This is a genomic window from Acinetobacter sp. 742879 (assembly GCF_000588535.1).
GTDB lineage: Bacteria > Pseudomonadota > Gammaproteobacteria > Pseudomonadales > Moraxellaceae > Acinetobacter > Acinetobacter pittii.
The window spans coordinates 40,622-66,099 of the sequence record NZ_JFYC01000008.1; the positions used below are offsets into that span (position 1 = coordinate 40,622).

Below are 25,478 nucleotides of genomic sequence, written 5' to 3' on the forward strand. Positions count from 1 at the left end.
TTGAAATCTACATTACCCCTTAACAACGAGGATGGCTGCCATCACAGCTAAAGACCATGACTTTTCCTTGGATAGCCAAATTCCCATTCATCATCAAGCCCATAAAACCAGTTTCACGTCCATGGTCATACGCCGATGGTGTTGCAGTAGCAACTTGCTGGTTTGCACTATTAGCAGTAGCGGCATAAGTTGGCTTTTTGAAATATGCATAATCATACATATTTGCACTCGACCCTTGCGCTGTTGTTGAGCTGGTAAAGTTATCTTGCTCAATTGATAAAGCATTAAAACCAAAGTTACGAATTAAAATTGGCTGTGCCGCACTAAAACTAAGCTGAATAGCAGGCTTAATCATTTCAGTATTATTTTTATCCAAATACTTTAAATCAGCGCCATCCAAACCCATCTTTTGAATATTTAAAGTACCTTGTACGCCTTTAAATACGAGCCAAAGTTTATTACCACTATCACTATTTTCGGCCCAACCACTTGGTTTACTCGCATCTGCTTGTACAAAACGCTTATTAATTGCCAAGCCAAGATGGCAAAACTCTACGTTCTCACAGACACCACCACTACCATTGTCAAATACACCGTTAGCTGTTTGGTTTAAATTGAGCATTAAAGATAAATCAGCACCAGCTTGACCATTAATCGCCTGTAATGCTTCATTATCTAAAGTTTGTAGCTCTGCATGAGTCACTGTTGCACAAAGAGCAAGGAGTAAAGCAGTTATTTTTTTCATCGCGTTACCCACCTCTTATAGACCTTTAGTTGTCAGTTTCAAGTGTTGGATTAAAACACCATCAATGACAGCAGACCCCAGGTTATTTATTGGGCTAGAATTTATAACAGGTGTGGGCGCCTGATTTAATGTTGGAAAAGTTGTACCTGTCATTCCATTATTAGCGCCAATTAAATTATTTACTTCATTATTTGCTGCAGTTAACCAAACAGCTGATGAGTTTGCCCAAACACGGTTTGCAATTGAACCATACATAGGTGTAGTTCCAGAAGTGCTACTACAACCAATAGTTGGAGAACATGTAGCATCAGCAGGCTTTGTTGTTGGAGCTAAAATTGCCCAAGGTGTTGAGCCATTATTATATTCCCACTGATATAAATATCCTGTTGTACCAGCACCACAAATAAATAGAGTACAACTATAAGACTGAACCCACGTCTGAGTATTTACTCCACGTTGTTTATAATGTACTTCAGTCATCTGATTTGAATAAGTTGTTCGTGAAACCGTACCTGAATTTAACTTACCAAACGAAATACCTACTGCTCCTTCATCGGTTGAAGCTCTTAGAGTTTTTCCGCCATCCTCACTAAAGGCAGTACCAATGGTAATACTACTGTGTGTTGCATTATAGCCTTGATAATTTTTACCGCCTAAAGTTAGTTGGTTACCACATTGATAAACGTTACAAGTTGAGCCTTTATAAGAGGTATCCACACCGCTATAGTCAGTATAAATTTGTTTATAAATTTCTGGTTTATTCGCAATACGGGCAATTTCTAAACTAAAGTTTTTACCATCAGAACCTAAAATCAAAGGCTGGTACAAAGTACCTAATACAAGATTTATATTTGGGTTATAAAGGTAAACTCCCTCGTTAGCATCAAAAGTGGGTGCTACGCCACCATTAATTGCAGGTGTGATAAGGTTTCCACTATCGCTCGTTTCACGTGTACTCAAACGTAAAACTCCAGCATTCGATAAACCTGAAGCATCCCACGTTTTTGTGGCAGTTTTACTATCTGTACGTGTACGTTTTTCTACATAATAGCGGCATCCCGCTGAGGTACCAAAACTTCCTGTTCCTCCATTATTACAATCACCTGTTGTGCTTGTACTTAATGTTGAATTAGCACCTGCATGAATAAGAGTCCACGGAGTAGTAGTAGATCCCTCAGTTAGAGAACTTGTAGTAATAGCCTTAACATCCTTGCTGTCTCCGCTATTCAAACGTATAACTCCGGCAACACCCAAAGTATTATTATAAAAAGGGCTCATTCCACCAGCAGATGTTGCTCCGCCTAATGTTTGGAAAAGCTGTAAACGGCTGCCATTTAAGCTAAAGTTATTCCACACTCCTTGTAAACGAAGACGGTTTGCACGAGTTGCATCAGTACTTGTACCAATTAAACCATTTGAGTCGCCATAATTAAATTGATCTGCTGTCCCATTTATTTTATTCGGATTTCGAACGAAGATATCGGACCATAGACCTAGTTTCAACTTATAAGCATCTATACCAGCCGTATCTTTTGTTCCAACCTCATATAAAGGTGCTTCCAAAGCTAGATAGGTTAATTGACAAGTAGGATCAGTCGCACCTGTACAATTATTTGCACTAAAATTCGGTACTGAATTTTCAGTTGCAACTTTAAATATCCAAGGGTTAACAGCTGTACCCCAGCTTGATATTGCTGCTGCTGCCTCAGTAGAAGCTATACGTGTATTAGTATTATTATCAGATTTGGATAAAGCAAGGCCATAAAGATAAATATCAGCTTTACCCACTGCACGGTCACCTGAATCAACCGAACCGTTTTTATTGGTGTCTGCCGAAGTCATACTTAATGGACCTACGGGTACATAATTGATATAACCCGTATCTTTAGTGCGGTCAGTTAAAATTTGGTTTGTAGTTTCATTCGCTCCGGCTCCACGAAATACCATATAAGTATTCTGTGGCAAGATAGCAATACCTTCACCAGTGGTTTCACTTAAACCTGCATCAGAAAGTTCTTCAAGAGCAAAACTTGGCTGACTTATACAAAAGCCAATTAAACTTGCCAGAACGGTTTTTTGAAACCTTACCGTATAATTAAGTGTAGTCATCTTGACCTTCCTGTTTATACGATGCCGCGCACCATATTTATTTTTCTTTAACAATCCTTGATGCTAGGTGAATTTTTCCTTTTCTCCCTAGACTAGAAGGCAAATCCAAATAGATATTGCCAACCCTTCCACATTTCCATTATGCGCAATATTTGCACGAATGCAAAAAAAAGAGCTTAAAAACTTACTTTTCCGATGAATGTAAAATTTAAAACTATGCATTCATACTTAGCAGAATTTTAAACTTCCGTAGCAGTTTGGAGCAAAAGACTGATTAGCTAATTGTAAATTCTGTAATTCTAGTACTGCTGGTCTCGCGTTTGATAAATCCCTTGTCCCAACATTAAAATCACCACCAATACAATTTACAGCCAAGAAACCACAGTTTAATGGATTCTGGGTTAATTCTTTACTCACTTCAGTAAGTGCATCTCTAATAGTATCTGTTTTAATAACGACACTATTAGTCGGGTCAATTCGACCAATATCTATTGGATTTGATAACTCTAGCCACCAACCACGCATTGCTGTTGATACTGTTCCAGGCCAACGTATATCTTGTCCCTGCATCGATAATGATAATGGACTACCACTCAAATCAATTTTATGGATATAACCTAAATTTTCTAACAACGGTACTGTTACAGGTAAATTATTAATGGTCCCACGAAGATTACCATTTAACGTAATTCCCCCAAGGATATCAACATCAGCTGCCAGTGTACCCGACAAATCAATACCATTGACTATAGCAGAGGCTAATAAATTTACACTGCTCATCCGGTGTCCGGATACAATTGATTGTGGTAATGATAACTGTGCTTTTTGGGTAGGGGACAGTGTTATATCATAAGACTTAGTCTGGAAATCAAGATTAAATCCTGCTCCTAATGCAATTTCACCTCTAGCTTTACCTGTAATTGCTTGGTTAACACCACAACCCGAAGGAGATGGATATACGCCACAAGCAGGGCTACCTGTTTGCGTGATGCGTGCAGCCTCAACAGTCGCCGCACCTACTTGGGGTGCTACTACCATATAACCACTTAAACTATTAATACCATTTGGTGTAGCTGAGTTTTCTGTGCCAATAGTTAAAAGCCCTTCAACTGCTTCAGCACTCAAGCGAATACCAGCTACTTCACGAGTTGATGCACTATTTGGGTTCTTTATTGCCAATTCGAAAAAAGGGTTTGTCAGTTTAGCATCGCTTGCTACCCGGCCCTCGCGTGTATCTGCTACACCACTTAAACTAACATTATCAAAATCAATATCACAGCCGCCTGCACCATTTACCCCACCACAACCTAACTGCAGTTTACGAATATTGGCATTAATTTCTAACTCGGCCTCTAAACCTAATTTATAAAATCCTACATTACTACTGCTATCACGCAATTTTTCCAGATTTGCCGAATCATTAGGTGCAATATAAGACATACTCATCAAGGCTTGGCCCCGAGTTGCTGATAGTTCCGAATCTGACATAGGGACTAGTGTAGAAGCAGCGTAAGCTGAAGAAAAACATAAGCTTCCGAGTGTCAAAAGTGCTACTCGAAGAGACGTAAACTGTCGCATAGCCGACCTCCATATCCGTGGGGGCATAATCCTGTTTAATTTCTTTTTATTTGGCTATCTACGTTTGATAAATATTTAACTAAAAATTATCAAAGAGAGCCTATATCAACCACATTTGCTTTTAAATTCTGTGATGCAGAACAAAAAAACAAATCAATTATTGATCATTTTATATCATTTTTTACAAAAGGAAACTGTCGTTTATCATAATTCCGATAAACGCTTCTCATAAAAATTTTATTTATAAAATTGGGCCACCTCAGTGACCCATTATTTTTAAAATCTTTTCATCGAGGAAACATTAGGTTTTGGGAAGCGTAACACCTGTTTGACCTTGGTATTTACCACCACGATCTTTATAAGAGGTTTCACATACTTCATCACTTTCAAAGAATAGCATTTGTGCTACGCCTTCCCCAGCATAAATACGTGCAGGTAAATTTGTCGTATTTGAAAATTCTAACGTAACGTGACCTTCCCATTCAGGTTCTAATGGAGTCACATTTACAATAATACCGCAACGAGCGTAGGTCGATTTACCTAAGCACACTGTTAACACATTGCGAGGTATACGGAAATATTCAATTGTACGCGCTAGAGCAAATGAGTTTGGCGGAATAATACAAACGTCAGACTCAATATCGATAAAACTTTTGTCATCAAAATTCTTTGGATCGACAATTGCAGAATGTACGTTTGTAAAAACCTTGAATTCACGGGCACAGCGTACATCATAACCATAGCTAGAGACCCCGTAGGAAATCAACTTTTCACCATTTTTATCAAAACGGACTTGATTCTCTGCATAAGGTTCAATCATGCCGTGTTTTTCGCTCATTTCGCGAATCCAACGATCAGACTTAATGGCCATGTATTTTCTATCCAAAAGGTAAATTCATTGATTTCGACGTACTTTAACTTAAAAAACCAATTATGAAAACAACACAAAGCTACTCAAACAAATAAGAATAGCTCAGCGGTACATTTAAAGGTTCAGTAAAGCAGAATAACTAATTGGAATTGAAAAGCTGACCAAAACAAGCGAGGCAGTTTTTTGCAAGTTAGTTTGATTTAACCAACCCACTTTCTTAGATGCTAAAACCGATCCCAAAAAAATCCAGAACAATGCAATTGGGGTAATAAGTGCCAAGTAAGCCATCATATGAATTAAATAAATATGAAAATTACTCCATGCAGCTACTGGGAAAATTGCTGAGGCAAACAGTAATGCTTTTGGGTTTAATAAAGTGGCGCAGAATAACTCACGAGCACGAATCGTTGGCTGATTTAATTCAACTTCTTGATTTGCTGTATGCCATAACTTGATGGCTAAGAAAATAATATAGCAAGCGCTCAATAGCTTTAGAATAGGCGGCAGCATTGGTAGTGTGCTAGACACTTTTCCAATCAGCATTCCCCATGCAGAAATAGAGATGACATAACCCAAAACTTCTGCTGGAATAAGTTTTACTGACTTCCTTAAGCCCACTTGTACCCCAGAAGAAGCGAGCAGAGTATTGGTTGGACCAGGAGTAAGTAAAATTGTGGCTACTAAGCCAATAAAAAGCCATGAAATCATTGAATGACCTCACAATATAGTCATCTCAGATTAATAGATATCCTGTCACAAGGCAAAAGGTAATTGTAAGACAAAGTATTTCAAATTATTTTTAAAACAAAAATAAAGTATATAAAAACAATTATTTATACAAAAATCACATAAAGTCGAGAAGAAAACTTTACGGTCAGTTGTTATACTATTTCAAATAGATTATGAGTTAAGTAACATAAGTATTTTTATTTTAAGTCTATTTTTCCATCAAAAGTCTTTATAATAAAAAATATATAGCAATGGTAAGTTTAAATTTTAAGCTTTTAATAAGTTTCAATTCATATATTGTTTCTGATTTTTTTATATAGAGCATCGCGCTTTACTACCCTTAATGATTATGGCAAAGCATTTTTTTCAATCTTGGCTTCCCTCCCCCGAGAAAGTTTCAAATATGAAATTTCTAAGGATTTTTGGTAAAAAGACCCTTAATCCTGTGCTTTGGTATGTCAATCGAAAATCAATCACCCGAGCTGTTTTTGTTGGAACTTTTTTTGGTTTACTGCCTATTCCTTTTCACAGCGTATTTATTGTGATGGCGGTATTACTATTTGAAGTAAATTTACCAATTAGCTTGATGCTCGCTTGGTTAAGTAACCCGCTTACATTAGTTCCTATTCTATATATTGGATTTTGGTTTGGCGCTCATATTTTTCATGTGCATATGATTAACAAAGAAATGCTGCTAGGTGTATTGCATCAGATTTCTCGTTGGATTACTCATTTCGGCCATGGCCACATTGATTTTAGTCTTGCAAAAATCTTGATGACTGGACTTGTTGTAGAAGCTTTTGTATTTGCGGTTATTTTATATATATGCACAGAAATTTTCTGGCGCTGGATGGTTGTTAAAAACTGGAAAAGTAGACATCATCAAAAGAAGCAAGAAGAGGTTTTATAAAAGCTTCACTCTTCTTGCATAAGTTTAAATCATTATTTCGGTAGTTTTGATTTCATATATTCTTCGGCCACATTAAGCACATATTCTTGGCAAGCCTCTCCTGTACCAGGGTCATAAGCTCCGTTATTGGTAATATTATTAGATAAGATTCGAATGCCTAGGAAAGGAACATTAAACTGGCTTGCAATTTGTGCAACAGAAGCCGCTTCCATTTCTTCAACAGAAGTACCATAACGTTGATGGAAAAATTGAATACGATCTAGCTCATTATTCCAGACATCTGCTGAACCAATCGTTCCTTCAACCACATCACCTTTATCATAACGGACTTTATGTGCTGCCATTAACAACTCTTGGTCACCTTCAAATTTGCGTATTGCAATCGGTTCTGGATTTGATTCTTGAGTTGGCAAAACATCAAAAGCTTCAACCCATGTGAGTGAGTCTGAACCACCGCCCACTGGCTGTTTAGGTGTTCTAAATGCACCAATATTGGTTGTATATTTTCCTAAAACAATATCGTAAACGTGCAAATCAGGATCATGTCCACCTGAAGTTCCCTGATTAATGATCGCAATCGGTTTATAACGCTCAATCGCTAGAGCAGTTGCTGCAGCAGAGTTACTCATACCCATGCGAGTTTTAGAAATAATCATTGGATAACCGTTATAGGTACCCTTCCAGAATTTCCACCCACCAATTTCTTCAATAGTCTTATTCTCTAATTTTGAAGCCATTTTTTCCGATTCTACTGGCAAAGCACCCTGAATAATGATCGGCTGTAACTTCTGTTTTTGTTCCTGAACTGTTGGTGTTTGTGAAGCAGATGAGTTGTCATCGTTACATCCAACTAAAAATAAAGCGCTACATAAACTGATTACGCCCAAACTATACTTAAATTGCATTTTTTAACCTTTCTTTTTAAAAAGTGTAAGGTAGCAATCTACATGCCAATTTCAAGTTCAGCTTTGTTATTAGGATTCAGTAATTTAATTTTTTATTTTAATCAGATGATAAAAAAACCCGACTTAAAGCCGGGTTTTAATAAATTAGAAAATACGCTTATCATCACGTGTGCGTTGAGGGATTTTTTCAATCTGCTGCCAGACTGCTTTAGCAATCTCAATATAACTATCAGCCGCATCATCCATTGCCACAACGCTCGGTTTACCCTGATCAGCATGTTCACGTATTTGAGCATTTAGAGGCAAACGGCCTAACAATGGAATATGGTATTGCTCGGAAAGCTTATCACCACCACCGATACCAAAAATTTGCTCTTCATGACCACAGTTTGAACAAATATGAGTCGACATGTTTTCGACAACACCTAATACTGGAATACCAACTTTATTAAATAACTCAATTCCTTTGGTGGCATCAAGCAAGGCAACATTTTGTGGAGTAGTCACAATGATTGAGCCTGTAACCGGAATACGCTGTGCAAGCGTAAGCTGAATATCACCAGTACCTGGTGGCATATCAATCATGAGTACATCTAAATCAGGCCAAAGTGTTTGATTAAACAATTGCATTAGAGCGCCTGTTGCCTTTGGTCCACGCCATGCAACAGGTGTGTTGTTATCACCAGTTAAATGTCCAATAGAAAGCACAGCCATACCATAAGCATCTAAAGGTACAAAATTTTCACTTTCAATTAGAGGAGTTTTACCAGCATTACCTAGCATGGTCGGGATACTTGGTCCATAGATATCAGCATCTAATACCCCAACCTTAAGTCCCATTTTTTGTAAGGCAAGCGCCAAATTGACCGTTGTTGTCGATTTACCAACACCACCTTTACCTGATGAAACTAAAATAACATTCTTGATCCGAGGATGAAGTGGCACATCTCTTTGTTGCGGCGCTGCTTTCTGAATTGGTGGGTTATTTGGGTCCGGTTCAGACTTAGGTGAAGCATCAAGCACAGGAGGTAAATTCGAATTCTCTTTCGGTGCTTTAGATGAACAACCTTGACCCGAACTCTCTTGTGTAGGGCGCTTTTGTTGAACTACATGTAAATTAAGTTCTTCAATACCGCACTTTTGCAAAGCGCCAGCTAAATCATCATGAATTTGCTGCAAGTATTCTTTTTCGTCTGGGAAAGTATTAATGGTGAGTTGTAAAACACGACCTTGCACTTGAAGCTGACTAATGCGCTCTTTTAAAGCATCTTTTGAATCTGGCAATAAATAATTTTGGAGTACGGTTTGGATTTCCTCTTCTTTCACTTCTTGTGCGGGTGAAAAAACGGATTTTAATGAAGAAAGCCAAGACATATTGTTTACTCCAAAAACAGATCATTACAGCTTAATGGAGATAGTGTAACAGTATTGCTCCGCACTCGCTCACCTTGGGATGAATAATTACTAACTTCAGAACTCATCTTTTAGGTAAGGAGTACGGATTTTAGTTTAAATCAGCTTATTCAGCAGAATCATGATTTTTCAATTTATTAAGTTTTTCGGTAGCTGTTTTCTTCAACTCATCAAATTTTGCAGTTGCTTGAGTTTTTAACTCATCAAATTTTGTAGCCGCCTCTTCCTTTAATTCTGCAGCTTTGGCTTTAGCATCATCAAATTTATGCGCTGCTTCAGTACGTAAATGGTCAAACTTGTCTTGCAGGCTATGCTGAGCATCATCAAGTTTGCCTTTTAAATCATTAGCTTTATCTTCAACTGCCTCTTTTGCAGCAGCTTGTTTTTCTTTTACATTTTCCTTTAAATCTTCCAAAGCTTTTTCGCCTTGTACTTTCGCATCAGCTGCTTTTGCCTTTAATTGGTCTACCTTATCTTCAACTGCTTCTTTACCAGCAGCTTGCTTCTCTTTTACATTTTCCTTTAAATCGTCCAAAGCTTTTTCACCTTGTACTTTTGCATCAGCCGCTTTTGCCTTTAATTCATCTAATTTATTTTCTGTAGTCATCGTTGTTATCCTCATAGTTAATTAAAAAATTACCTGAATAAGTTATTAGTTATACATCGTTATGGCTTATTTTCTGACCGTAACTGCAATTTGAAACAAAGACAATACAGGAAGATTCAAATATTTTTTGATTTGTTTATCTGTTCTAAAGAGAAACCATGCCTGACCAAAATCCATTTTAATAGAAATCGCTTATGCCAAGCTGGAGATTATTAATCTTTGCTTATCTCCCTGCATCAGTTAAAATCTTCCACCTTATAAATACGAATGAGAGAATGAAATCCGTGCGTAAAATTTTAGTCACTAATGCCCTCCCTTATGCTAATGGTCCAATTCATATGGGTCATTTACTCGGTTACATCCAGGCAGATATCTGGGTTCGTGCCATGCGAGCAATGGGTCATGATGTGACTTATGTATGTGCGGATGATGCTCACGGTACAGCAATTATGCTACGTGCCGAAGCAAATGGTATTAGCCCAGAAGAGCAAATTGCGAATGTCCAAAAAGAACACATCCGTGATTTTGACGGTTTTGGTGTACATTTCGATCATTACGATTCAACGCATAGCGATGCAAACAAAGCACGTTCAACAGATATCTATATTAAAAACCGTGAAGCTGGAAATATTGCAGTTCGTCCTGTAACTCAATTATTTGACCCAGAAAAAGGGATGTTCTTGTCTGACCGTTTCATTAAGGGTACATGCCCAAAATGTAAATCAGAAGATCAATACGGCGACTCATGTGAGGTGTGCGGTACAACTTACAATGCAACTGAGTTACTTAACCCGCGTTCGACTTTAAGTGGTGCAACACCAGTTGAAAAATCATCAGATCACTATTTCTTCAAGCTTCCAAACTTCTCTGAATATTTACAAAAATGGACGCGTGATGAAGGACGTTTACCTCTTTCAATTGCGAACAAGTTAGATGAATGGTTTGAAGCTGGTTTAGCAGACTGGGATATTTCTCGTGATGCACCATATTTTGGCTTTGAAATTCCAGACGCACCAAATAAATATTTCTACGTATGGGTAGATGCCCCAATTGGTTATATGTCTAGTTTTGAAAACTACATCAAAACTAAACGCCCAGATTTAAACTTTGATGATTTCTGGAAAAAAGACAGCCAAAACGATGTTTATCATTTTATTGGGAAAGACATTGTTTATTTCCATGCTTTATTCTGGCCTGCAATGCTTGAAGGTGCGAACTATCGCACTCCAACTGGTCTTTTTGTAAATGGTTTCTTGACTGTAAATGGACAAAAAATGTCTAAGTCACGTGGTACTTTCATTAAGGCCGAGACGTATTTACAGCATTTAAACCCAGAATATTTACGTTATTACTTTGCATCTAAGCTTTCAGATAAAGTTGAAGACTCTGACTTAAATCTTGATGACTTTGTTCAAAAAGTAAATTCAGACTTAGTCGGTAAAGTCGTTAATATTGCCAGCCGTTGTGCGAAATTCATCAACAGCAGCTTTAACAATACGTTATCTGCTCAATGTGCAGAAACTGATTTAGTACAAAGTTTTATTGATGCTGGCGATTCAATCGCTGCTGCATATGAAGCACGGGAATTCTCTACGGCGATCCGTGAAATCATGGCGCTAGCTGACCGTGCAAACCAATATATTGATGAGAAAAAACCTTGGGCTCTTGCTAAACAAGAAGGTCAAGAGCAACAAGTTCTTGATGTATGTTCCGTGGGTATCAACTTATTCCGTCAACTCGCGGTGTACTTAGCTCCAGTTCTGCCAACTTTAGCTCAACAAGTTCAAGATTTCTTAAAACTTGAAAGCTTCGATTTCGAGTCACGCAAACAAATTCTTGTAAGCCATGAGATTGCGCAGTTCCAACCGCTTATGCAGCGTGTTGATCCAAAAGCTGTTGCAGCTATGGTTGATGCTTCTAAAGAGTCTTTAGTTGCTCCTGCTCCAGAAGCAACTAAAGCAACGGCGAAAAAGGACAAAGCTGCCGAGAAAAAAGCTGCCCCTGCTCCAGCAGTAGGTGAAGCTGAAATTATTGGTATTGAAGATTTCTTAAAAGTTGACTTGCGTGTTGCTCAAGTACTTGAAGCTGGTACAGTTGAAGGTTCAGATAAATTACTACAACTTACTTTAGACGTTGGTGAAGCTGAACCACGCAATGTATTTAGTGGCATTCGTAGCCAATACGCACCAGAAGACCTAAAAGGTAAATTGGTTGTTATGGTGGCTAACCTTGCACCACGCAAAATGCGTTTTGGTATTTCAAACGGCATGGTACTTGCTGCTGGAAATGGTGAAGGTATTTTCATTATTTCTCCAGACAGCGGTGCGAAACCAGGCGATAAAGTTTCTTAATCTGCTTTCAAAAAAAGCTCCCTAAATTGGGAGCTTTTTTATTTTTAAGGGCTTTGAATAGGTTTAAACGGGGCTTACTAAATTAGGACCACGGCCACCCTTCGCAAGGGTTATTAAATAAAACGTGTATATTTCCCAACTCTTCATTTGTTAAATAGCCATTCTTATTTTCATCTAAATAATGAAATAGCTCTGTCTGCTTGTTTTCACCTTGAAAACGTTTATCACTCGGCCAGTTATAAGGATAAAAGTCTTCAACCCGTTGAAATTCTTTTTGGCTATACATGCCATCATGATTTAAATCATATTTTTCCTGAAAAAGCTCCCAATCTAAAGAAGCAGGCTCACATGCACTTACCATATTCAAAACACAGTAAGTTGCACATCCAGCAAGTAACCTAATAGTTAGATTGCTCATGATTATTCACTTGTATATCGGAAATTTTATAATCCTTTTCGTGAACTGGAGTACCCACAATACTCATAGTCCGCTCATTTGCCGATTGTTGTTTACTCGTCGTTCTCATCTCACATCCTGTAGTTAAGATGAGAAAAACTACAGAAATGCTCACTATTAGTTTTTTCATAACGTGATCCTCATTTCTTTTTGTTTTATTTATTAAGTTACCACTTTTAAGGTATTTAAGTGCTAAAAAAGATATTTCAATTTGTATATATTTTACTCAAAAATAAAGCCAGACTATAAATAGCTGGCTTTGGATTTTGTAGATATTTTAATTAAAGAGTAATCATTTGAAGAAAATTAATTTTAAACCCAATAAAGTCACAATACTTCCAGCAACTCGATCCACCCCTGTTTTTGCTTTTAAGTACATTGTTCGGGGCTTCTCTGAAGATAACAGCATCGCAACACATGAATACCATCCAGCATCAATCATAAAACAAATCACTGGTAATGCGACATAGTAATAATTAGGGATTTCTTTTGGCAGTAAAGCCGTAAATACACTCGCTAGCACGACTGCGATTTTTGGATTACTTAACTGGGTAATTAAGCCATATCGATATGCCTGTTTATAGGTCATTTTCGATTTGCCATCGTTTTCCATCGCAATTGGTTCTTTAGCATGTTTAATAATTTTAAAAGCCAGCCAAAGCAAATATAGCCCACCACCAATTTTTAAAATTAAATAAGCAGAAGGCACCGCTAATAAAACTGCTTGCAATCCCATAACTGCTAATAGACCAAAAAGTGCTGCACCTGTCCCCGTCCCTAAAGCGGTAAACAACCCATGTTTACGTGATTTAGAAATTGAATTTTGTGCAACATAAATAAAGCTTGGCCCAGGACTTATTGCTCCAAGCATCAATGCCATCGCAATTGAAAAAAGAGGAATAAGGGACTCAAACATTGTATTGACCTAGCATCACGCAATTGCGCGGTATTCTAACAGCTTTTTATGACACATATAAAAATGGCGAAGATATAAATAATGAAAATTGAATTTTCATGTTTTTACAATTTAGATCTTCACAACGGACAAAAATGTCCGTTAAATATATAACCTTTCGAACTCCCCAAACCGATGACATGAGTAAACGTCAAAAAATTGCTGCCCATAATCGGGATGAATTACTCAATGCAGCCGAAGAATGTTTTCGTATTCATGGCATTAATGTTCCCTTACAAGTTGTGATTGACCACGCTGGTGTAGGCAGAGCGACTTTCTACCGTAATTTTTGTGATCGAAAAGCTTTAATTAGTGCACTTTTAGAACGTGCGATTACACAGCTAGAGCAAAAAGCAGCTCATTTTCAACAATTCGAAGATGGTTTATTTCGTTTAATTGAAGGACATATTGGGCAACTTCCCAAGCTCGCAATTTTGCAAGATTTTTGGAGAGTGATTGATCGACAAGATCCAATTATGTTAAAAATTTATGAACGGCGAAATAATGCACTTAACCCACTGATTGAAAATGCGATAGAACAAAAATTGTGCCGAGCTGATCTGACCGCCGATGACTATGCAATGGTCACAGCAATGTTGGGTTCTTCATTTCAAGGACATGAGCCAGAAGAACAGACTCGCTTAGCAAAACGAGCAATTGAATTACTATTTCATGGTATTCAAATACAAAAAATGCGAGGAATAGAATGAGTAAACCGCCTCGTTACTTAGAACCACCCCCCGACTGGACCCCAGAAGAGCAACCGACTTTACCTGGCTCACCAGCAGCTATTGCACACTCTGTACCTAAGCGATTTATTTACTTTTTTATTGGTTTATTTATCGCCCTTTCGGCAAGCTTAAGTAATGGTTTTATTACGGCAAATTTACCTTTAATCCAAGGTGAGTATGGACTAACTCCTTCCGAAGCGGCTTGGTTGCCTGCTGCTTATGTCATGGCAAATGTCAGTTCAAACCTGATTTTATTTAAAGCCCGGCAACAGTATGGCCTGAGAGTATTTTCGGAAATAGGACTCGTGATTTTTATTGCAGTTCTGGTATTACATATTTTTGTGCATACTTATGAAATGGCTTTATTTGCACGGGTTGTAGCTGGTTTAGCTGGTGCGCCATTAAGCTCACTAGGTATGTATTACACCATGCAAGCTTTTAAAAAGGCAGACATGGCAAAAGGAATATATATTGCCTTTGGTTTTCAGCAGTTAGGTGTTCCCCTCGCCTGGATTATTTCTCCATTTCTCGTAAATACAGACAGTTGGTCTGTTCTATATACGTTTGAGCTCGGCTTAGCACTTTGTTGTTTAGCCATGGTCGTTTCATTGAAGTTACCACGTAGCTTAAGAATTTACGTTTTTGAGAAGCAAGATTTTTTCACCTTTGCTTTACTCGCTCCCGGCTTTGCTTGTTTATGTATTGTGCTCACGCAAGGTCCAATTTTATGGTGGTTTAACAGTGAATGGCTTGCTTACGTCTTAATTGCAGGTTTTATTTTAGTTGTTTTGGGGTTGCTCTATGAGCACTATCGCGCCAATCCATTAATTATGACACGTTGGTTAGGTGCCGCTTCGACCCTACGCTTCATTTTTGGTGCTTTTGCTATTCGACTTTTAATGTCAGAACAAAGCTACGCAGCGGTTAATTTCTTAAAAACTATGGGAATGGGTCCTGACCAATTTGTTCCACTCTATGTGGTCATATTGGTAGGGATTTTAAGCGGAACACTTTTTAGTGCACTGACTTTTTCACGTGAACGGATTATCTTCCACTTACTTTTTGCAGAATTTTTAATTTTAGTCGCGTGTGGATTAGATTATCACTTAACCAGTGATGTCCGACCTGTGAACTTCTTCGCAAGTCAGTTTTTAGTAGGCTTTGCAGGTGGTTTATTTATTGGGCCATTGCTCCTGATCGGCTTTGCGCAAACTTTGGCTAAAGGTCCTTCGTATGTGGTGACTTTTATTGTGCTGTTCTCTGCAACTCAAACATTTGGTGGTCTTGTGGGGTCTTCATTCTTCTCGACCTATCAACAACACCGCACGCAGAACTATCAAGTCGAGATCATAAAAGATTTAGAACAAGCCGACCCGTTGGTCGCTCAAAGGCTTTCTACCTATCAGCGTAGTGCAGCCATCTCAACAAATGACCCAGCATTACAAACAGCTCAATCCATGCGCTCACTTAATCAAGTGGTCACTCGTGAAGCACAAGTGCGTGCCTACAATGATGTGATTGCATTAAATGGTATTTTTGCTATCGCATTACTCTTGTGGGGTGGATTTAATATTGCACGAAGTAAATATCTACAACGTAGAGGAATTAGCCGTCCTTAACGGCTTCTTTATTGATGAAATAGAAATTGAGATTGATATATGTCAGATGATCAAAACAAACCGGAACAAGCTCCACCTCAAGCAGCTCCCGCTCCATCTAACGAACCGGCACCTGCGAGCAAACTGATTCCGACAAAACGCTCAACACTGTTATGGATGTTAGGTGTTCTTATTGTCGGTATTTTAGTGATTTTATGGGCATGGAGAATCGGGCCATTTGCAACGAGTGTCCAGCAAACTGACAATAGTTATGTTAAAGGTAAAACAACGATTTTATCGTCGCAAATTAATGGCTATGTTAAAGATGTATTAGTTAAGGACTTTGACCACGTTAAAAAGGGTCAAGTATTAATGCATATTGATGCAACCACTTACGACCAAAAAGTAGCGCAAGCGGCTTCTGGAGTTGAACAAGCTAAAAATACTTTAGCCAATCAGACACAGTCTATTGCTCAAAAACAAGCTGATATTGTGGCTGCACAGGCTAAAGTTGAACAAGTTAGGGCTCAATATGAGCTTTCTTTAGCACAGCTTAGACGATATCAACAGTTAGGAAATAGTGGAGCAGCTTCTAAATCTGAGCAAGATAAAGCCGCAGCAGATGCTGAAAATAACCTTGCAGCACTGAAGCAGGCAGAGGCCAATGTTTTAGTTGCCAAAGAAGCGCTTAAAACAGCACAAGTGGCAGAAGCTGGATTAGAAGCACAAGTTTCCAGTGCTAAAGCACAGTTAGACCAAGCGCAAACCACCAAAGACTATAGCGTTATTGTTGCTCCAATGGATGGACAACTTGGTGAGGTGAACCCTCGTGTTGGGCAATATGTAGCAGCAGGCTCACAGTTACTCTACTTAATTCCACAACAAACTTGGGTGATTGCTAACTTTAAAGAAACCCAAATTGCCAATATGCGAATTGGACAAAAAGCATGGTTCACAGTCGATGCCATGAAACACAAAAAATTTACAGGACATGTTGAGCAGATCTCACCTGCTGCGGGTTCTGAGTTCAGTGTGTTAAAGCCTGACAATGCAACAGGAAACTTTACCAAAGTAGTTCAAAGAATTGCCGTACGTATTACCATTGATCCAAATCAAGAAGGAATGGAACACTTACGCCCTGGCATGTCAGTAATTACTTCTGTCGATACAAGTTCGTAAACAGCTTTTTAAAGCTCTATTTAAAAAGCTACAATGTGATCAATCATTATTTTTCTCAATTTCTAATGTTTGATCACATTGCCCAACCTGTTTCCTATCAGCATATTGAACTCCCCTCTTTAGTTCATCTCGACATTAAGCGATTAGATTTAGTTCATCCTCAAATTTCGGGCAATAAATTTTTCAAACTAAAATACAATCTGCTTGTCGCAAAACAACAAGGTTTATCGAGCATTTTGACTTTTGGAGGGGCCTATTCAAATCATATTGCCGCGACTGCCTATGCCGCTCATCTTTTTGGCTTAAAAAGTATTGGGATTATTCGTGGTGAAGAGTTAGCTGATAAACCTCTTAATCCAACCTTAGCAAAAGCTCAAAGTTTAGGAATGTATCTACATTTTGTCTCACGCAATGAATATCGCTTACGAGATGAGGCAAATTATCTTCAACAGTTACACCATCAATTTCCTGAAACTTTCATTATTCCTGAAGGCGGTACCAATGAACTGGCAGTTCAAGGTTGTCAGGAAATTATCAATCAAAGCGATTTGCAAAACTATGATGTGATTTGCTGTGCAGTAGGAACTGGCGGAACGATTTCAGGTCTTATTGAAAGGAGTTCAGCCGATCAAAAAGTCTTAGGATTTTCGGCTTTAAAAGGTGACTTTTTACAACAAGAAATTCGGCAGTGGACCAAAAAACAGAACTGGTCTGTGACAGATGCATACTGCTGTGGTGGGTATGCAAAAACTTCACCCGAGTTATTGGCGTTTATAGAAAGTTTTGAAGAGCAGCATGCGGTACCACTTGAACCGATCTATACGGGAAAGATGATGTTCGGTCTGTTTGATCTTATAAAGAATAATTACTTTTCTGAAGGTACTCGCATTCTGGCAATTCATTCTGGTGGTTTACAGGCAGATATAAGAAATAAAAACACATCAATAACTTATTAGCTTTTAGTACACATTACTCCGCATAGCAGTAAATGTCTTTAGCATGACTAAGGCTCGGCATGATAGTATATGCCCCTTTTAAATTTTCACGATTAATCGAGAATCTCTTATGTCTAACAGTCATGTTGATGTCATTGTCTTAGGTGCAGGTGCTTCTGGACTCATGTTGGCTGCACATGCTGCTAAACGAGGGCGCTCGGTTTTAATTTTAGAAAAAGCCAATAAAATTGGTAAAAAGATTTTAATGTCGGGCGGTGGCAAGTGTAACTTTACCAACCTGTATGTAGAGCCTGACAACTATATTTCTCATAATCCACACTTCGTTATTTCTGCCCTATCACGCTACAGCAACTGGGACTTTATCGGTTTGGTATGTGATTATAAAATTGCTTATGAAGAACGAAAACACGGGCAATTATTCACGCTAAACGGCGCTAAAGAAATTTTAGAGATGCTAGTGAGTGAATGTGATAAAACCAATAACGTTGATATCCAAACTCAATGTGAAGCTGTACAGATTGATCCATTAGAAAAAGGCGGTTTTACTGTACACACAAACCAAGGCCGATTTAGCTGTGAGTCATTAGTGGTTGCTACAGGTGGTTTATCCATTCCAACTTTGGGTGGTTCTGGGTTTGGCTATGAACTGGCACAAAAATTTGGACATACGGTTTTCCCAACTCGCGCAGGTTTAGTCCCATTTACTTTTTCAGATCATATTAAAGAAGTCACTACACGCCTAAGTGGTAATGCTTTAGATGTGACTCTAAGTAACTCGAAAAATAGCTTTACTGAAGCCTTATTGTTTACGCATCGTGGTTTGAGTGGTCCAAGTTCTTTACAGCTTTCAAACTATTGGAATACCGGTGAAAGTTTTAAAATTGACTTTTTCCCGAGCCAAGATTTAGCAAATTATTTAAAAGACAAAAAGAAAGCCAAACCTAAAGTTTTATTGCGTACTCTTCTGAATGAATTTACGGCAAAAAGTATTGTACAAGAGTTACAACAACTTATATGGCCAGAGCAGAGCGAGACAGTAATTGGTAATATCAGTGATGCACAGCTAGATCATATTGCCGAGCAACTACATGGTTTTGCTGTGAAACCATCAGGCACAGAAGGCTATCGTACTGCCGAAGTTACTTTAGGTGGAGTTGATACAAGTGAAGTATCTTCCAAAACAATGGAAAGTAAAAAGCAGAAAGGACTGTTTTTTATTGGGGAAGTACTTGATGTGACTGGCCATTTAGGAGGTCATAACTTCCAATGGGCTTGGTCTTCCGCTTATGCAGCAGCACAATACGTTTAAATGATCAATAAGCTAATTTGAGGCTTTCGAATCATTTGATGATTTTTCAGAATTACGAGTATGAGTTGTTGCCTGTTTTGATGAGTTAGATTTATTAAACACAAATTTATAAGCACTTGCTAAAAAACCTACCGTAATTCCCGCAATGACAATCGGTGCTAAAAAACGACCTGGTTTCTTCATCGTATTTTCCTCACTTATTTGTTTTTATAACGTCTAAAAAGAACGACCACTCAATATAGAGTGGTCGAACTTATCACAAAAATCAAAGATTTTTTGTACGGTTTATCTGAAAATTAGTTTTACTTACTAAATTTCGTCATTTTCTCCAGTAGATCCAAACGGTTTATTTACTGGTGGTTCTGCTGGATTTACTTGTGCAGAATCAGCTGGTTTTGCATCAGATGAAACAGTTGATGGTGAAGTTGTAGTCGTTGGTGCAACTGTAGATGTTGACGAACTCGTAGTTACAGATGAGCTACCAGCAGATGGGCTGCTCGTTGTGGTAGTAGACGGTGGTTGATACAGAGGATTTGGTTCATTCGCTTCTTTTTTAGCTTTATCTAGCAAATCGCTCAACAGTCTTTCTGCTGGTTGGCGACCACCTAAACCAAATGCAAGAGCGAAAGCAACTGCAACTGCGCCTAGAGTCAAGCCAAATGCAAGATTAACGATTGAATCTGCAATACCCATCGCTCTTAAACCAAGCGCAAGTACAAGACCAATAATTAACACACGAACTAAACTACCTAACCAACGCGAGCTATTATATTCGCCGCGTTGAACCACGTTCGCCACAACATTGGCAAGCCAGAAACCAATAACCAAGATTACAGCGCCCAATAGAATGTTTGCACCGAAATGGATAAACATTGCGATTAGACCACTAATTTGATCGAAACCAAGACGATCCGCAGCTTCAGAAACTGCAAATAACATAGTAAAGAATACAATTAACCAGCCAACTGCATTAGAAACTTTAGTTTGGCCTAAAAAGCGTTGTACATCTAACTTTGCAGGAATTTCATCAACACCAGTACCTGCAATTAATTCGGCTACTAAGCGGCCAACAAAACGAGAAACAATATAAGCAACTAGTAGAATTAAACCAGCAGCAATAATGTTTGGAATTGCCTGCAAGATTTCATTAAGCATTGCTGTTGCTGGCTGAGAAATTGTCTCAATCCCTAAAGCTTCAAACGCTACAATCAATGTTGTAATAATGATGATTGCGAAAACAAATGAACCTAAGAATTTGCCTACGTTAGAGCTTTTGAAAAGACCAATTTTTTCAGCTTGAGCCTGAACACCTAAGCTATTTACTAAACCTTCAACAATACCGCGTACAATTTTTGCCAAGATATAACCAACAAAAACGATAACACCAGCAATAAAGATATTTGGTAAGAATGCTACAGCATCATTTACCATATTTTGAACTGGAATCAGTAAGCCTGTTAATCCTAATATTGAAAGAACAATCGGAAGGAAAAGTAACAATACAAGCCAGTAAAGAATTTCACCAATATTCTGGCTAATTCCACCTACACCCACTTCGCTGCTTAACTTATCATCGAGTTGCGTTCGGGATAAAACATTGGTCACCCCCGCTCGCACCAGTCGAGCAACGATCCAACCAATAAAACCCACCACAACAGCAGCAATAATATTTGGAATATAGACGAGTACCTGATTCACCATATTGCTGAACGGGCCACTTACTCCACTAATGTTAAGTACATTGAGAGCTGCGACAACAGCTAAGATTAGAATAAACCAGAATACGACTTTTGAAATAAGACCTTCTATGTTTGGAGCACGCCCAGTTGCTGAAGATAATTTTGCATTGGTATTTACTTTTTGCAGAAGTTTTTTTACCCCTGCCGCAACTAATAAAGCGATTATCCAGCCAACCAGTAAGATGACGATTGCAGCTAAAATAGGATGAAACTGATCCCAGTAATACATCGCATCAAACTGAGCGCCGCGAGGCCCATCAAAAAATTCATTCATATTGTTATGTCCTCAATTGTTATGTTCTTTTCAGTGCCATCAATTATGAAAAACACTTTTCGTTGTTAAAAATGACGATAAATGCGGTCTATCTCACCTTATGTTTTGAATATTTTGTAATCAACACACTTCTGCATAAATACAACAAATTGATGCAAAAGGTTGCAAAAAAAGCCTTCAGGTCACATCCCAAAGGCTTTCTATGAAGATATACTGGTTAGCTTATTACCCTTTATAAATATTCAAATCTGAAGTGCTCTTAATGACATGTGGTGTGGCCTCATGTTGAAAAGCGGCTTCTTCTTTAGGTGTTTTGCTGTGATCAGCAACCATGTAGACGATGAGTGCAATAAGAAAAAGCCCAACAATGATTAAAATGTAAACTGGCAATCTTCTTTTTTTCGCAGTTTCTTCAGGACTCGTCACATGAGGTGGTTTTGAAAAATCATGCATCTTCTTTCCCCTCTTCTTTTATCATTAACTTTATAATCATCATAGCAATTTGGTTTGTTGCATTGTGTGAAAAAGCATTATGCTAAGGTGTCTGTGTTTGCAAAACTCTACTATTAAAATAATAAAAACAGTATAAAATTTAGGCAAAAATATTTAGCCATTAAAAAATAATGGCAAGTTATGCTCGAGCTTCTTTAAGGTTCTATTTGTAATACAATATGTTTTAGCGCTTACTTTTTATAAAATAGGCTATAATAAGCCCCCTTGTTTTAAAGCTGCTCTATTTTATGATGTATCGTCAGCAAAACGTAACACTTGATCTCGACACTGACGTCACACATCAATGTTATATACATCAGACGAGAGACGAACATCTCATTGGTATTATTGAATTTAATAAACCAAGTTATGAACTCAAATGGGGTGATTTAGAGTATTTTCGTCGTCGTACTGAAGAATTTTCCGTCATGCCATTTCCTGACTGTATTAATGCCATGATTGTTGATATTCGTAATATCAATATTTTTCTAGACAATGATGTTCCAATCTTGCCTTGGCGCTTACTAGAAGAAGACTGTCCTGTTCGCTTAGTCGTTCCACAAGATCGTTTGGAACATTATGCAGGTCTTTTTGAGCCAACTTGGCTTTCAACCGATGTAGATAGCGCAATTTCAGAAATTCGCGAATTTATGGATATGTTTGTCCACTAATAAACATATCCATAAAATTAATTATAAAGTTGTTTTCACCGCAATTTATTACCAGTAATTTTCTACCGCAATATTTCCCTCACCTCGACGGTTCATCGTCAAACCACGGCGTTTTAAAGCCTCTTTCGTGTCATCTACCATTTGCGGATTTCCACAAAGCATGACGTGGCTTGTGGCAGGGTTCAGTTCTATACCAGCAGATTTTTCTAATTCACCATTTTCAATTAGAATCGGCAAACGATCATGCAATGGCGCAGATGGATCTCGAGTAATAATCGGAATAAATTTAAATCCGTTATGTCCTTCCCCAAAAGTTTCAGCAATCTCTTGAATACGATCAACATAAGCTAACTCAGCTGCGGTACGGACACTGTAGACCAAATTAATTTTTTGATATTTAGACCATGTATCGAAGTCTTGTAGCATAGATAAAAATGGAGCTAATCCTGTACCCGTTGCCAATAACCATAAATCATGCGGTAAAGGTTGTTGATAGCGAGCTAAAGTCAAATAACCATAAGGTATTTTTTCTAAATAAAGCTCATCTCCTACCTTTAAATGTTGAAGATTTGACGTAAATGCACCGTCTGGTACTACAATCGAAAAAAACTCAAGCGTTTCATCAAATGGTGATGAGACTACCGAATAAGCACGAACAACGAGTTCCTCTCCAACTTTTAGCCCAATACGTGCGAATTGCCCAGCTGTAAATTTAAAATGTGCAGGGCGAGTCATGGTGAAACTGAAAAGAGTTGGAGTCCAGCGGTGTACAGATAAAACTTTTTCTACGCTAAATTTTTCAATTGACATGATTTCAACGTGGCATGAAATAGTGCGCTCATGTTAGCATGACAGCCGAAATAATGAATACTTTTAAACGTTAAGGCTTTTTAAACATGCGCATGACATTACGCCAGTTGGCTGTTTTTGTAGCAGTCGCTCAAGAAGGAACTGTCACCAAAGCGAGTGATGCGGTCAGACTGACGCAAAGTGCAGCAAGTATGGCTTTAGCCGATTTAGAGGATGGTCTTGGTGCGCCTCTATTTGATCGTTTAGGTAAACGATTACAGCTTAATGATTTAGGTCGTTTTCTATTGCCTCAAGCCTTAGAAATATTAGGTCGCTGTGAAGCTTTTGAGCAAGCTGCAAAAGGTGAATTGCAAAGCATTGATTTACGTATTGGGGCCACTTTAACGATTAGTGATTACCTCATGCCAGATTTAATGGCAAACTTTTTACAACATCATCCTAAAGCACATTTGCAATTACAGGTGGGCAATACACGCCAAATGATTGAAGCAGTCAATCAATTCCAACTTGATTTAGCTTTAATTGAAGGCTCATGTCACTTACCTCAACTCCAATGTATTCATTGGCGTGATGATGAGCTTGCAGTTTGCTGCGCCCCAAATCACCCGTTAGCACGTTTAAATAGACCTCTAACAGCGCATGATTTTCTTCAAGTCGAATGGATTTTACGTGAAGAAGGTTCAGGAACGCGTGAAGTATTTGATAATGCGATATTGCACGATCTGCCAGACGCGAATATTCGCTTAACCCTAGGTCACAATGAAGCAATTTTAAAAATCGTTGCTGGTGGTTTAGGTATGTCATGTATTTCTAAACTTGCCATTGAACCTTTAATTGAAAAGGGACAATTAGTAATTTTAGATACACCATTCTGGCAGCTTACCCGTCCGCTTTATATGCTGGTACACCGTCAAAAGTATCAGGGTCCAGGTCTCAAAGCATTCTTACAATTCTGTGAAGATCAGGTTTAAAACCTGATCTTTTCATTGATTAGCGTCGAAAATTTGATAACAGTTCGCTTGTGATCGCTTTATTGTGATCTGCAATTTTATTTTTCTTGGTTTTCGCAGGATTCGGGTCAACACGCTCAATTTTGATCGCTTTAAATTTGCCCTGATTATCTACGGCAAGAAATCTTACTTTTTCATTTCTTTTCGGTTCGCCCTCTGATGCAGGAAAATCAGAAATATGAAAAAAAATATCTCCTTCAGCAGTTTCAATAAAACCAAACCCTTTATCAGGGTTATATTGTTTTACCCATCCAGTATAAAACTCTTGCTTCATGATCTTTCCCCTACTTTTCCAATCCAGTCGTTGCAGTAAATAAAAAAGAGACTCACGATTCCGTTTTTAAAATTATACGGTTGAATGAAGTCTCTTTTTAATGCTATTTCAAAAAATTAATCTTTTTGTACACTACCAAAAATTTTATCGCCAGCATCGCCCAAGCCAGGAACAATATAACCTTGTTCATTTAAGCCATTATCAATAGATGCCGTATAAATTTGCACATCCGGATGAGCTGCTTCAACTTTAGCAACGCCTTCAGGAGCAGCAACCAACACCATAACACGGATATCTTTACAACCACTTGCCTTTAACACATCAATAGCAGCAACTAACGAATTACCCGTTGCTAGCATTGGGTCAATAATCATCGCAAGACGATTAGCCACATCCGGAACTAATTTTTTGTAATACGTGCGAACTTCTAATGTTTCTTCATTACGCTCAAGACCTAAAACACTCACTTTTGCGCTTGGAATTAGATTAAGTACGCCATCCAACATACCAATTCCGGCACGTAAAATCGGTACAATCGTTATTTTTTTACCAGCAATACGCTGAGTAGTAACAGTTCCAGCCCATCCATCAATTTCACAATCCACAACTGGTAAATCTTTTGTTGCTTCATAAGTCAATAACATAGTCACTTCCTGAGCAAGCTCACGGAAATTCTTAGTACTGATGTCAGCACGGCGTAACAAGCCTAATTTATGACGAATAAGTGGGTGACGAATTTCTTGAATGGCCACAGATGTTACCTAAAAATATAAAAACGTATTTATTATAATCTTTTTTTAACGCT

The 25,478-nt window shown here is 38.2% G+C and carries 26 protein-coding genes; 9 read left to right on the forward strand and 17 right to left on the reverse strand.

Annotated elements, in window-relative coordinates; genetic code table 11:
* Positions 1 to 19 precede the first annotated feature (19 nt).
* From J690_RS15410 to J690_RS15430, 5 genes are all read right to left on the reverse strand, one after another.
* Positions 20 to 745, reverse strand: a complete 726-nt coding sequence (locus tag J690_RS15410) for a DUF6160 family protein (protein WP_032036779.1) — start codon at positions 743 to 745, stop codon at positions 20 to 22.
* A gap of 15 nt (positions 746 to 760) precedes the next feature.
* Positions 761 to 2,854, reverse strand: coding sequence for a hypothetical protein (locus tag J690_RS15415; RefSeq protein ID WP_032036781.1), 2,094 nt, complete (start codon positions 2,852 to 2,854; stop codon positions 761 to 763).
* Positions 2,855 to 3,082: 228 nt separating this feature from the next.
* Positions 3,083 to 4,432, reverse strand: a complete 1,350-nt coding sequence (locus J690_RS15420) for a hypothetical protein (protein ID WP_017387217.1) — start codon at positions 4,430 to 4,432, stop codon at positions 3,083 to 3,085.
* A 301-nt stretch (positions 4,433 to 4,733) separates the two neighbouring features.
* Entirely contained in the window at positions 4,734 to 5,303 is a 570-nt protein-coding gene (gene dcd / locus J690_RS15425) for a dCTP deaminase (RefSeq protein ID WP_002120290.1), read from the reverse strand.
* 114 nt (positions 5,304 to 5,417) lie between these two features.
* The gene (locus J690_RS15430) at positions 5,418 to 6,011 is read right to left on the reverse strand and encodes a LysE family translocator (RefSeq protein WP_005071033.1); all 594 of its coding nucleotides are present in this window, start codon (positions 6,009 to 6,011) and stop codon (positions 5,418 to 5,420) included.
* A 364-nt stretch (positions 6,012 to 6,375) separates the two neighbouring features.
* On the opposite strand from J690_RS15430, the gene J690_RS15435 reads away from it, so the two are divergent.
* Entirely contained in the window at positions 6,376 to 6,942 is a 567-nt protein-coding gene (locus J690_RS15435; protein ID WP_016802582.1) for a DUF2062 domain-containing protein, read from the forward strand.
* 32 nt (positions 6,943 to 6,974) lie between these two features.
* Here J690_RS15435 and J690_RS15440 read toward each other — a convergent pair whose 3' ends face one another.
* The 3 genes from J690_RS15440 to J690_RS15450 form a co-directional block, all read right to left on the reverse strand.
* The gene (locus J690_RS15440; protein WP_005803256.1) at positions 6,975 to 7,847 is read right to left on the reverse strand and encodes a 5'-methylthioadenosine/S-adenosylhomocysteine nucleosidase; all 873 of its coding nucleotides are present in this window, start codon (positions 7,845 to 7,847) and stop codon (positions 6,975 to 6,977) included.
* Positions 7,848 to 7,991: 144 nt separating this feature from the next.
* Positions 7,992 to 9,221 carry an iron-sulfur cluster carrier protein ApbC gene (apbC, locus tag J690_RS15445; RefSeq protein ID WP_032036783.1) on the reverse strand — a complete coding sequence of 410 codons (1,230 nt, stop codon included), beginning with the start codon at positions 9,219 to 9,221 and terminating at the stop codon, positions 7,992 to 7,994.
* A 145-nt stretch (positions 9,222 to 9,366) separates the two neighbouring features.
* Entirely contained in the window at positions 9,367 to 9,867 is a 501-nt protein-coding gene (locus J690_RS15450; RefSeq protein WP_032036785.1) for a hypothetical protein, read from the reverse strand.
* Between the two features lie 284 nt (positions 9,868 to 10,151).
* Between J690_RS15450 and metG the strand changes: the two genes are divergently transcribed.
* Positions 10,152 to 12,218, forward strand: coding sequence for a methionine--tRNA ligase (metG, locus tag J690_RS15455; protein ID WP_032036786.1), 2,067 nt, complete (start codon positions 10,152 to 10,154; stop codon positions 12,216 to 12,218).
* Between the two features lie 82 nt (positions 12,219 to 12,300).
* Here the strand turns inward: metG and J690_RS15460 are convergent, their stop codons facing one another.
* From J690_RS15460 to J690_RS15465, 3 genes are all read right to left on the reverse strand, one after another.
* Positions 12,301 to 12,636 carry an EF-hand domain-containing protein gene (locus J690_RS15460; RefSeq protein ID WP_032004288.1) on the reverse strand — a complete coding sequence of 112 codons (336 nt, stop codon included), beginning with the start codon at positions 12,634 to 12,636 and terminating at the stop codon, positions 12,301 to 12,303.
* A complete protein-coding gene (locus J690_RS0104525) occupies positions 12,617 to 12,805 on the reverse strand; it encodes an NF038215 family lipoprotein (RefSeq protein WP_032004289.1) in 189 nt (62 codons plus the stop codon). The genes J690_RS15460 and J690_RS0104525 overlap by 20 nt, the downstream gene beginning before the upstream one ends.
* Positions 12,806 to 12,967: 162 nt before the next feature.
* Entirely contained in the window at positions 12,968 to 13,591 is a 624-nt protein-coding gene (locus tag J690_RS15465) for a LysE family translocator (protein WP_032036789.1), read from the reverse strand.
* Positions 13,592 to 13,770: 179 nt separating this feature from the next.
* Between J690_RS15465 and J690_RS15470 the strand changes: the two genes are divergently transcribed.
* The 5 genes from J690_RS15470 (at position 13,771) to J690_RS15490 (ending at position 19,403) form a co-directional block, all read left to right on the forward strand.
* The gene (locus J690_RS15470) at positions 13,771 to 14,340 is read left to right on the forward strand and encodes a TetR/AcrR family transcriptional regulator (RefSeq protein WP_032036792.1); all 570 of its coding nucleotides are present in this window, start codon (positions 13,771 to 13,773) and stop codon (positions 14,338 to 14,340) included.
* On the forward strand, positions 14,337 to 15,980 hold the full coding sequence (locus J690_RS15475) for an MFS transporter (RefSeq protein WP_032036795.1): 1,644 nt from the start codon (positions 14,337 to 14,339) through the stop codon (positions 15,978 to 15,980). The genes J690_RS15470 and J690_RS15475 overlap by 4 nt, the downstream gene beginning before the upstream one ends.
* 39 nt (positions 15,981 to 16,019) lie before the next feature.
* On the forward strand, positions 16,020 to 17,138 hold the full coding sequence (locus tag J690_RS15480; RefSeq protein WP_032036798.1) for an HlyD family secretion protein: 1,119 nt from the start codon (positions 16,020 to 16,022) through the stop codon (positions 17,136 to 17,138).
* 65 nt (positions 17,139 to 17,203) lie between these two features.
* Positions 17,204 to 18,094: a 1-aminocyclopropane-1-carboxylate deaminase/D-cysteine desulfhydrase gene (locus J690_RS15485; RefSeq protein ID WP_032036800.1), complete on the forward strand. Its 891-nt coding sequence runs from the start codon at positions 17,204 to 17,206 to the stop codon at positions 18,092 to 18,094.
* Between the two features lie 109 nt (positions 18,095 to 18,203).
* The gene (locus J690_RS15490) at positions 18,204 to 19,403 is read left to right on the forward strand and encodes a BaiN/RdsA family NAD(P)/FAD-dependent oxidoreductase (RefSeq protein WP_032036803.1); all 1,200 of its coding nucleotides are present in this window, start codon (positions 18,204 to 18,206) and stop codon (positions 19,401 to 19,403) included.
* 12 nt (positions 19,404 to 19,415) lie between these two features.
* Here J690_RS15490 and J690_RS23880 read toward each other — a convergent pair whose 3' ends face one another.
* The 3 genes from J690_RS23880 to J690_RS15505 form a co-directional block, all read right to left on the reverse strand.
* Positions 19,416 to 19,586, reverse strand: a complete 171-nt coding sequence (locus J690_RS23880) for a hypothetical protein (RefSeq protein ID WP_002120038.1) — start codon at positions 19,584 to 19,586, stop codon at positions 19,416 to 19,418.
* A gap of 126 nt (positions 19,587 to 19,712) precedes the next feature.
* The gene (locus J690_RS15500) at positions 19,713 to 21,416 is read right to left on the reverse strand and encodes a mechanosensitive ion channel (protein ID WP_032036804.1); all 1,704 of its coding nucleotides are present in this window, start codon (positions 21,414 to 21,416) and stop codon (positions 19,713 to 19,715) included.
* Between the two features lie 225 nt (positions 21,417 to 21,641).
* Complete coding sequence (locus J690_RS15505; RefSeq protein ID WP_005803268.1) at positions 21,642 to 21,869, reverse strand: hypothetical protein; 228 nt, start codon at positions 21,867 to 21,869, stop codon at positions 21,642 to 21,644.
* Between the two features lie 290 nt (positions 21,870 to 22,159).
* Here J690_RS15505 and J690_RS15510 point away from each other — a divergent pair, with 290 nt between their 5' ends.
* Complete coding sequence (locus J690_RS15510) at positions 22,160 to 22,579, forward strand: hypothetical protein (RefSeq protein WP_014205905.1); 420 nt, start codon at positions 22,160 to 22,162, stop codon at positions 22,577 to 22,579.
* Between the two features lie 48 nt (positions 22,580 to 22,627).
* Here J690_RS15510 and J690_RS15515 read toward each other — a convergent pair whose 3' ends face one another.
* Positions 22,628 to 23,389, reverse strand: a complete 762-nt coding sequence (locus J690_RS15515; RefSeq protein WP_002120057.1) for a ferredoxin--NADP reductase — start codon at positions 23,387 to 23,389, stop codon at positions 22,628 to 22,630.
* An 86-nt stretch (positions 23,390 to 23,475) separates the two neighbouring features.
* Here J690_RS15515 and gigC point away from each other — a divergent pair, with 86 nt between their 5' ends.
* Complete coding sequence (gene gigC / locus J690_RS15520; RefSeq protein ID WP_032036805.1) at positions 23,476 to 24,360, forward strand: LysR family transcriptional regulator GigC; 885 nt, start codon at positions 23,476 to 23,478, stop codon at positions 24,358 to 24,360.
* Positions 24,361 to 24,379: 19 nt separating this feature from the next.
* Here the strand turns inward: gigC and J690_RS15525 are convergent, their stop codons facing one another.
* Positions 24,380 to 24,673 (reverse strand): cold shock domain-containing protein, encoded by a 294-nt coding sequence (locus J690_RS15525; RefSeq protein WP_032036807.1) that lies wholly within the window; start codon positions 24,671 to 24,673, stop codon positions 24,380 to 24,382.
* A gap of 116 nt (positions 24,674 to 24,789) precedes the next feature.
* Positions 24,790 to 25,425 (reverse strand): uracil phosphoribosyltransferase, encoded by a 636-nt coding sequence (upp, locus tag J690_RS15530; RefSeq protein WP_002120045.1) that lies wholly within the window; start codon positions 25,423 to 25,425, stop codon positions 24,790 to 24,792.
* Positions 25,426 to 25,478: the final 53 nt, after the last annotated feature.

What these genes read in the sequence shown, in the direction of transcription:
- J690_RS15410 (WP_032036779.1), bottom strand. Translation starts at nt 745, where the DNA reads ATGAAAAAAATAACTGCTTTACTCCTTGCTCTTTGTGCAACAGTGACT.
- J690_RS15415 (WP_032036781.1), bottom strand. Translation starts at nt 2,854, where the DNA reads ATGACTACACTTAATTATACGGTAAGGTTTCAAAAAACCGTTCTGGCA.
- J690_RS15420 (WP_017387217.1), bottom strand. Translation starts at nt 4,432, where the DNA reads ATGCGACAGTTTACGTCTCTTCGAGTAGCACTTTTGACACTCGGAAGC.
- dcd (WP_002120290.1), bottom strand. Translation starts at nt 5,303, where the DNA reads ATGGCCATTAAGTCTGATCGTTGGATTCGCGAAATGAGCGAAAAACAC.
- J690_RS15430 (WP_005071033.1), bottom strand. Translation starts at nt 6,011, where the DNA reads ATGATTTCATGGCTTTTTATTGGCTTAGTAGCCACAATTTTACTTACT.
- J690_RS15435 (WP_016802582.1), top strand. Translation starts at nt 6,376, where the DNA reads ATGATTATGGCAAAGCATTTTTTTCAATCTTGGCTTCCCTCCCCCGAG.
- J690_RS15440 (WP_005803256.1), bottom strand. Translation starts at nt 7,847, where the DNA reads ATGCAATTTAAGTATAGTTTGGGCGTAATCAGTTTATGTAGCGCTTTA.
- apbC (WP_032036783.1), bottom strand. Translation starts at nt 9,221, where the DNA reads ATGTCTTGGCTTTCTTCATTAAAATCCGTTTTTTCACCCGCACAAGAA.
- J690_RS15450 (WP_032036785.1), bottom strand. Translation starts at nt 9,867, where the DNA reads ATGACTACAGAAAATAAATTAGATGAATTAAAGGCAAAAGCGGCTGAT.
- J690_RS15460 (WP_032004288.1), bottom strand. Translation starts at nt 12,636, where the DNA reads ATGAGCAATCTAACTATTAGGTTACTTGCTGGATGTGCAACTTACTGT.
- J690_RS0104525 (WP_032004289.1), bottom strand. Translation starts at nt 12,805, where the DNA reads ATGAAAAAACTAATAGTGAGCATTTCTGTAGTTTTTCTCATCTTAACT.
- J690_RS15465 (WP_032036789.1), bottom strand. Translation starts at nt 13,591, where the DNA reads ATGTTTGAGTCCCTTATTCCTCTTTTTTCAATTGCGATGGCATTGATG.
- J690_RS15470 (WP_032036792.1), top strand. Translation starts at nt 13,771, where the DNA reads ATGAGTAAACGTCAAAAAATTGCTGCCCATAATCGGGATGAATTACTC.
- J690_RS15475 (WP_032036795.1), top strand. Translation starts at nt 14,337, where the DNA reads ATGAGTAAACCGCCTCGTTACTTAGAACCACCCCCCGACTGGACCCCA.
- J690_RS15480 (WP_032036798.1), top strand. Translation starts at nt 16,020, where the DNA reads ATGTCAGATGATCAAAACAAACCGGAACAAGCTCCACCTCAAGCAGCT.
- J690_RS15485 (WP_032036800.1), top strand. Translation starts at nt 17,204, where the DNA reads ATGTTTGATCACATTGCCCAACCTGTTTCCTATCAGCATATTGAACTC.
- J690_RS15490 (WP_032036803.1), top strand. Translation starts at nt 18,204, where the DNA reads ATGTCTAACAGTCATGTTGATGTCATTGTCTTAGGTGCAGGTGCTTCT.
- J690_RS23880 (WP_002120038.1), bottom strand. Translation starts at nt 19,586, where the DNA reads ATGAAGAAACCAGGTCGTTTTTTAGCACCGATTGTCATTGCGGGAATT.
- J690_RS15500 (WP_032036804.1), bottom strand. Translation starts at nt 21,416, where the DNA reads ATGAATGAATTTTTTGATGGGCCTCGCGGCGCTCAGTTTGATGCGATG.
- J690_RS15505 (WP_005803268.1), bottom strand. Translation starts at nt 21,869, where the DNA reads ATGCATGATTTTTCAAAACCACCTCATGTGACGAGTCCTGAAGAAACT.
- J690_RS15510 (WP_014205905.1), top strand. Translation starts at nt 22,160, where the DNA reads ATGTATCGTCAGCAAAACGTAACACTTGATCTCGACACTGACGTCACA.
- J690_RS15515 (WP_002120057.1), bottom strand. Translation starts at nt 23,389, where the DNA reads ATGTCAATTGAAAAATTTAGCGTAGAAAAAGTTTTATCTGTACACCGC.
- gigC (WP_032036805.1), top strand. Translation starts at nt 23,476, where the DNA reads ATGCGCATGACATTACGCCAGTTGGCTGTTTTTGTAGCAGTCGCTCAA.
- J690_RS15525 (WP_032036807.1), bottom strand. Translation starts at nt 24,673, where the DNA reads ATGAAGCAAGAGTTTTATACTGGATGGGTAAAACAATATAACCCTGAT.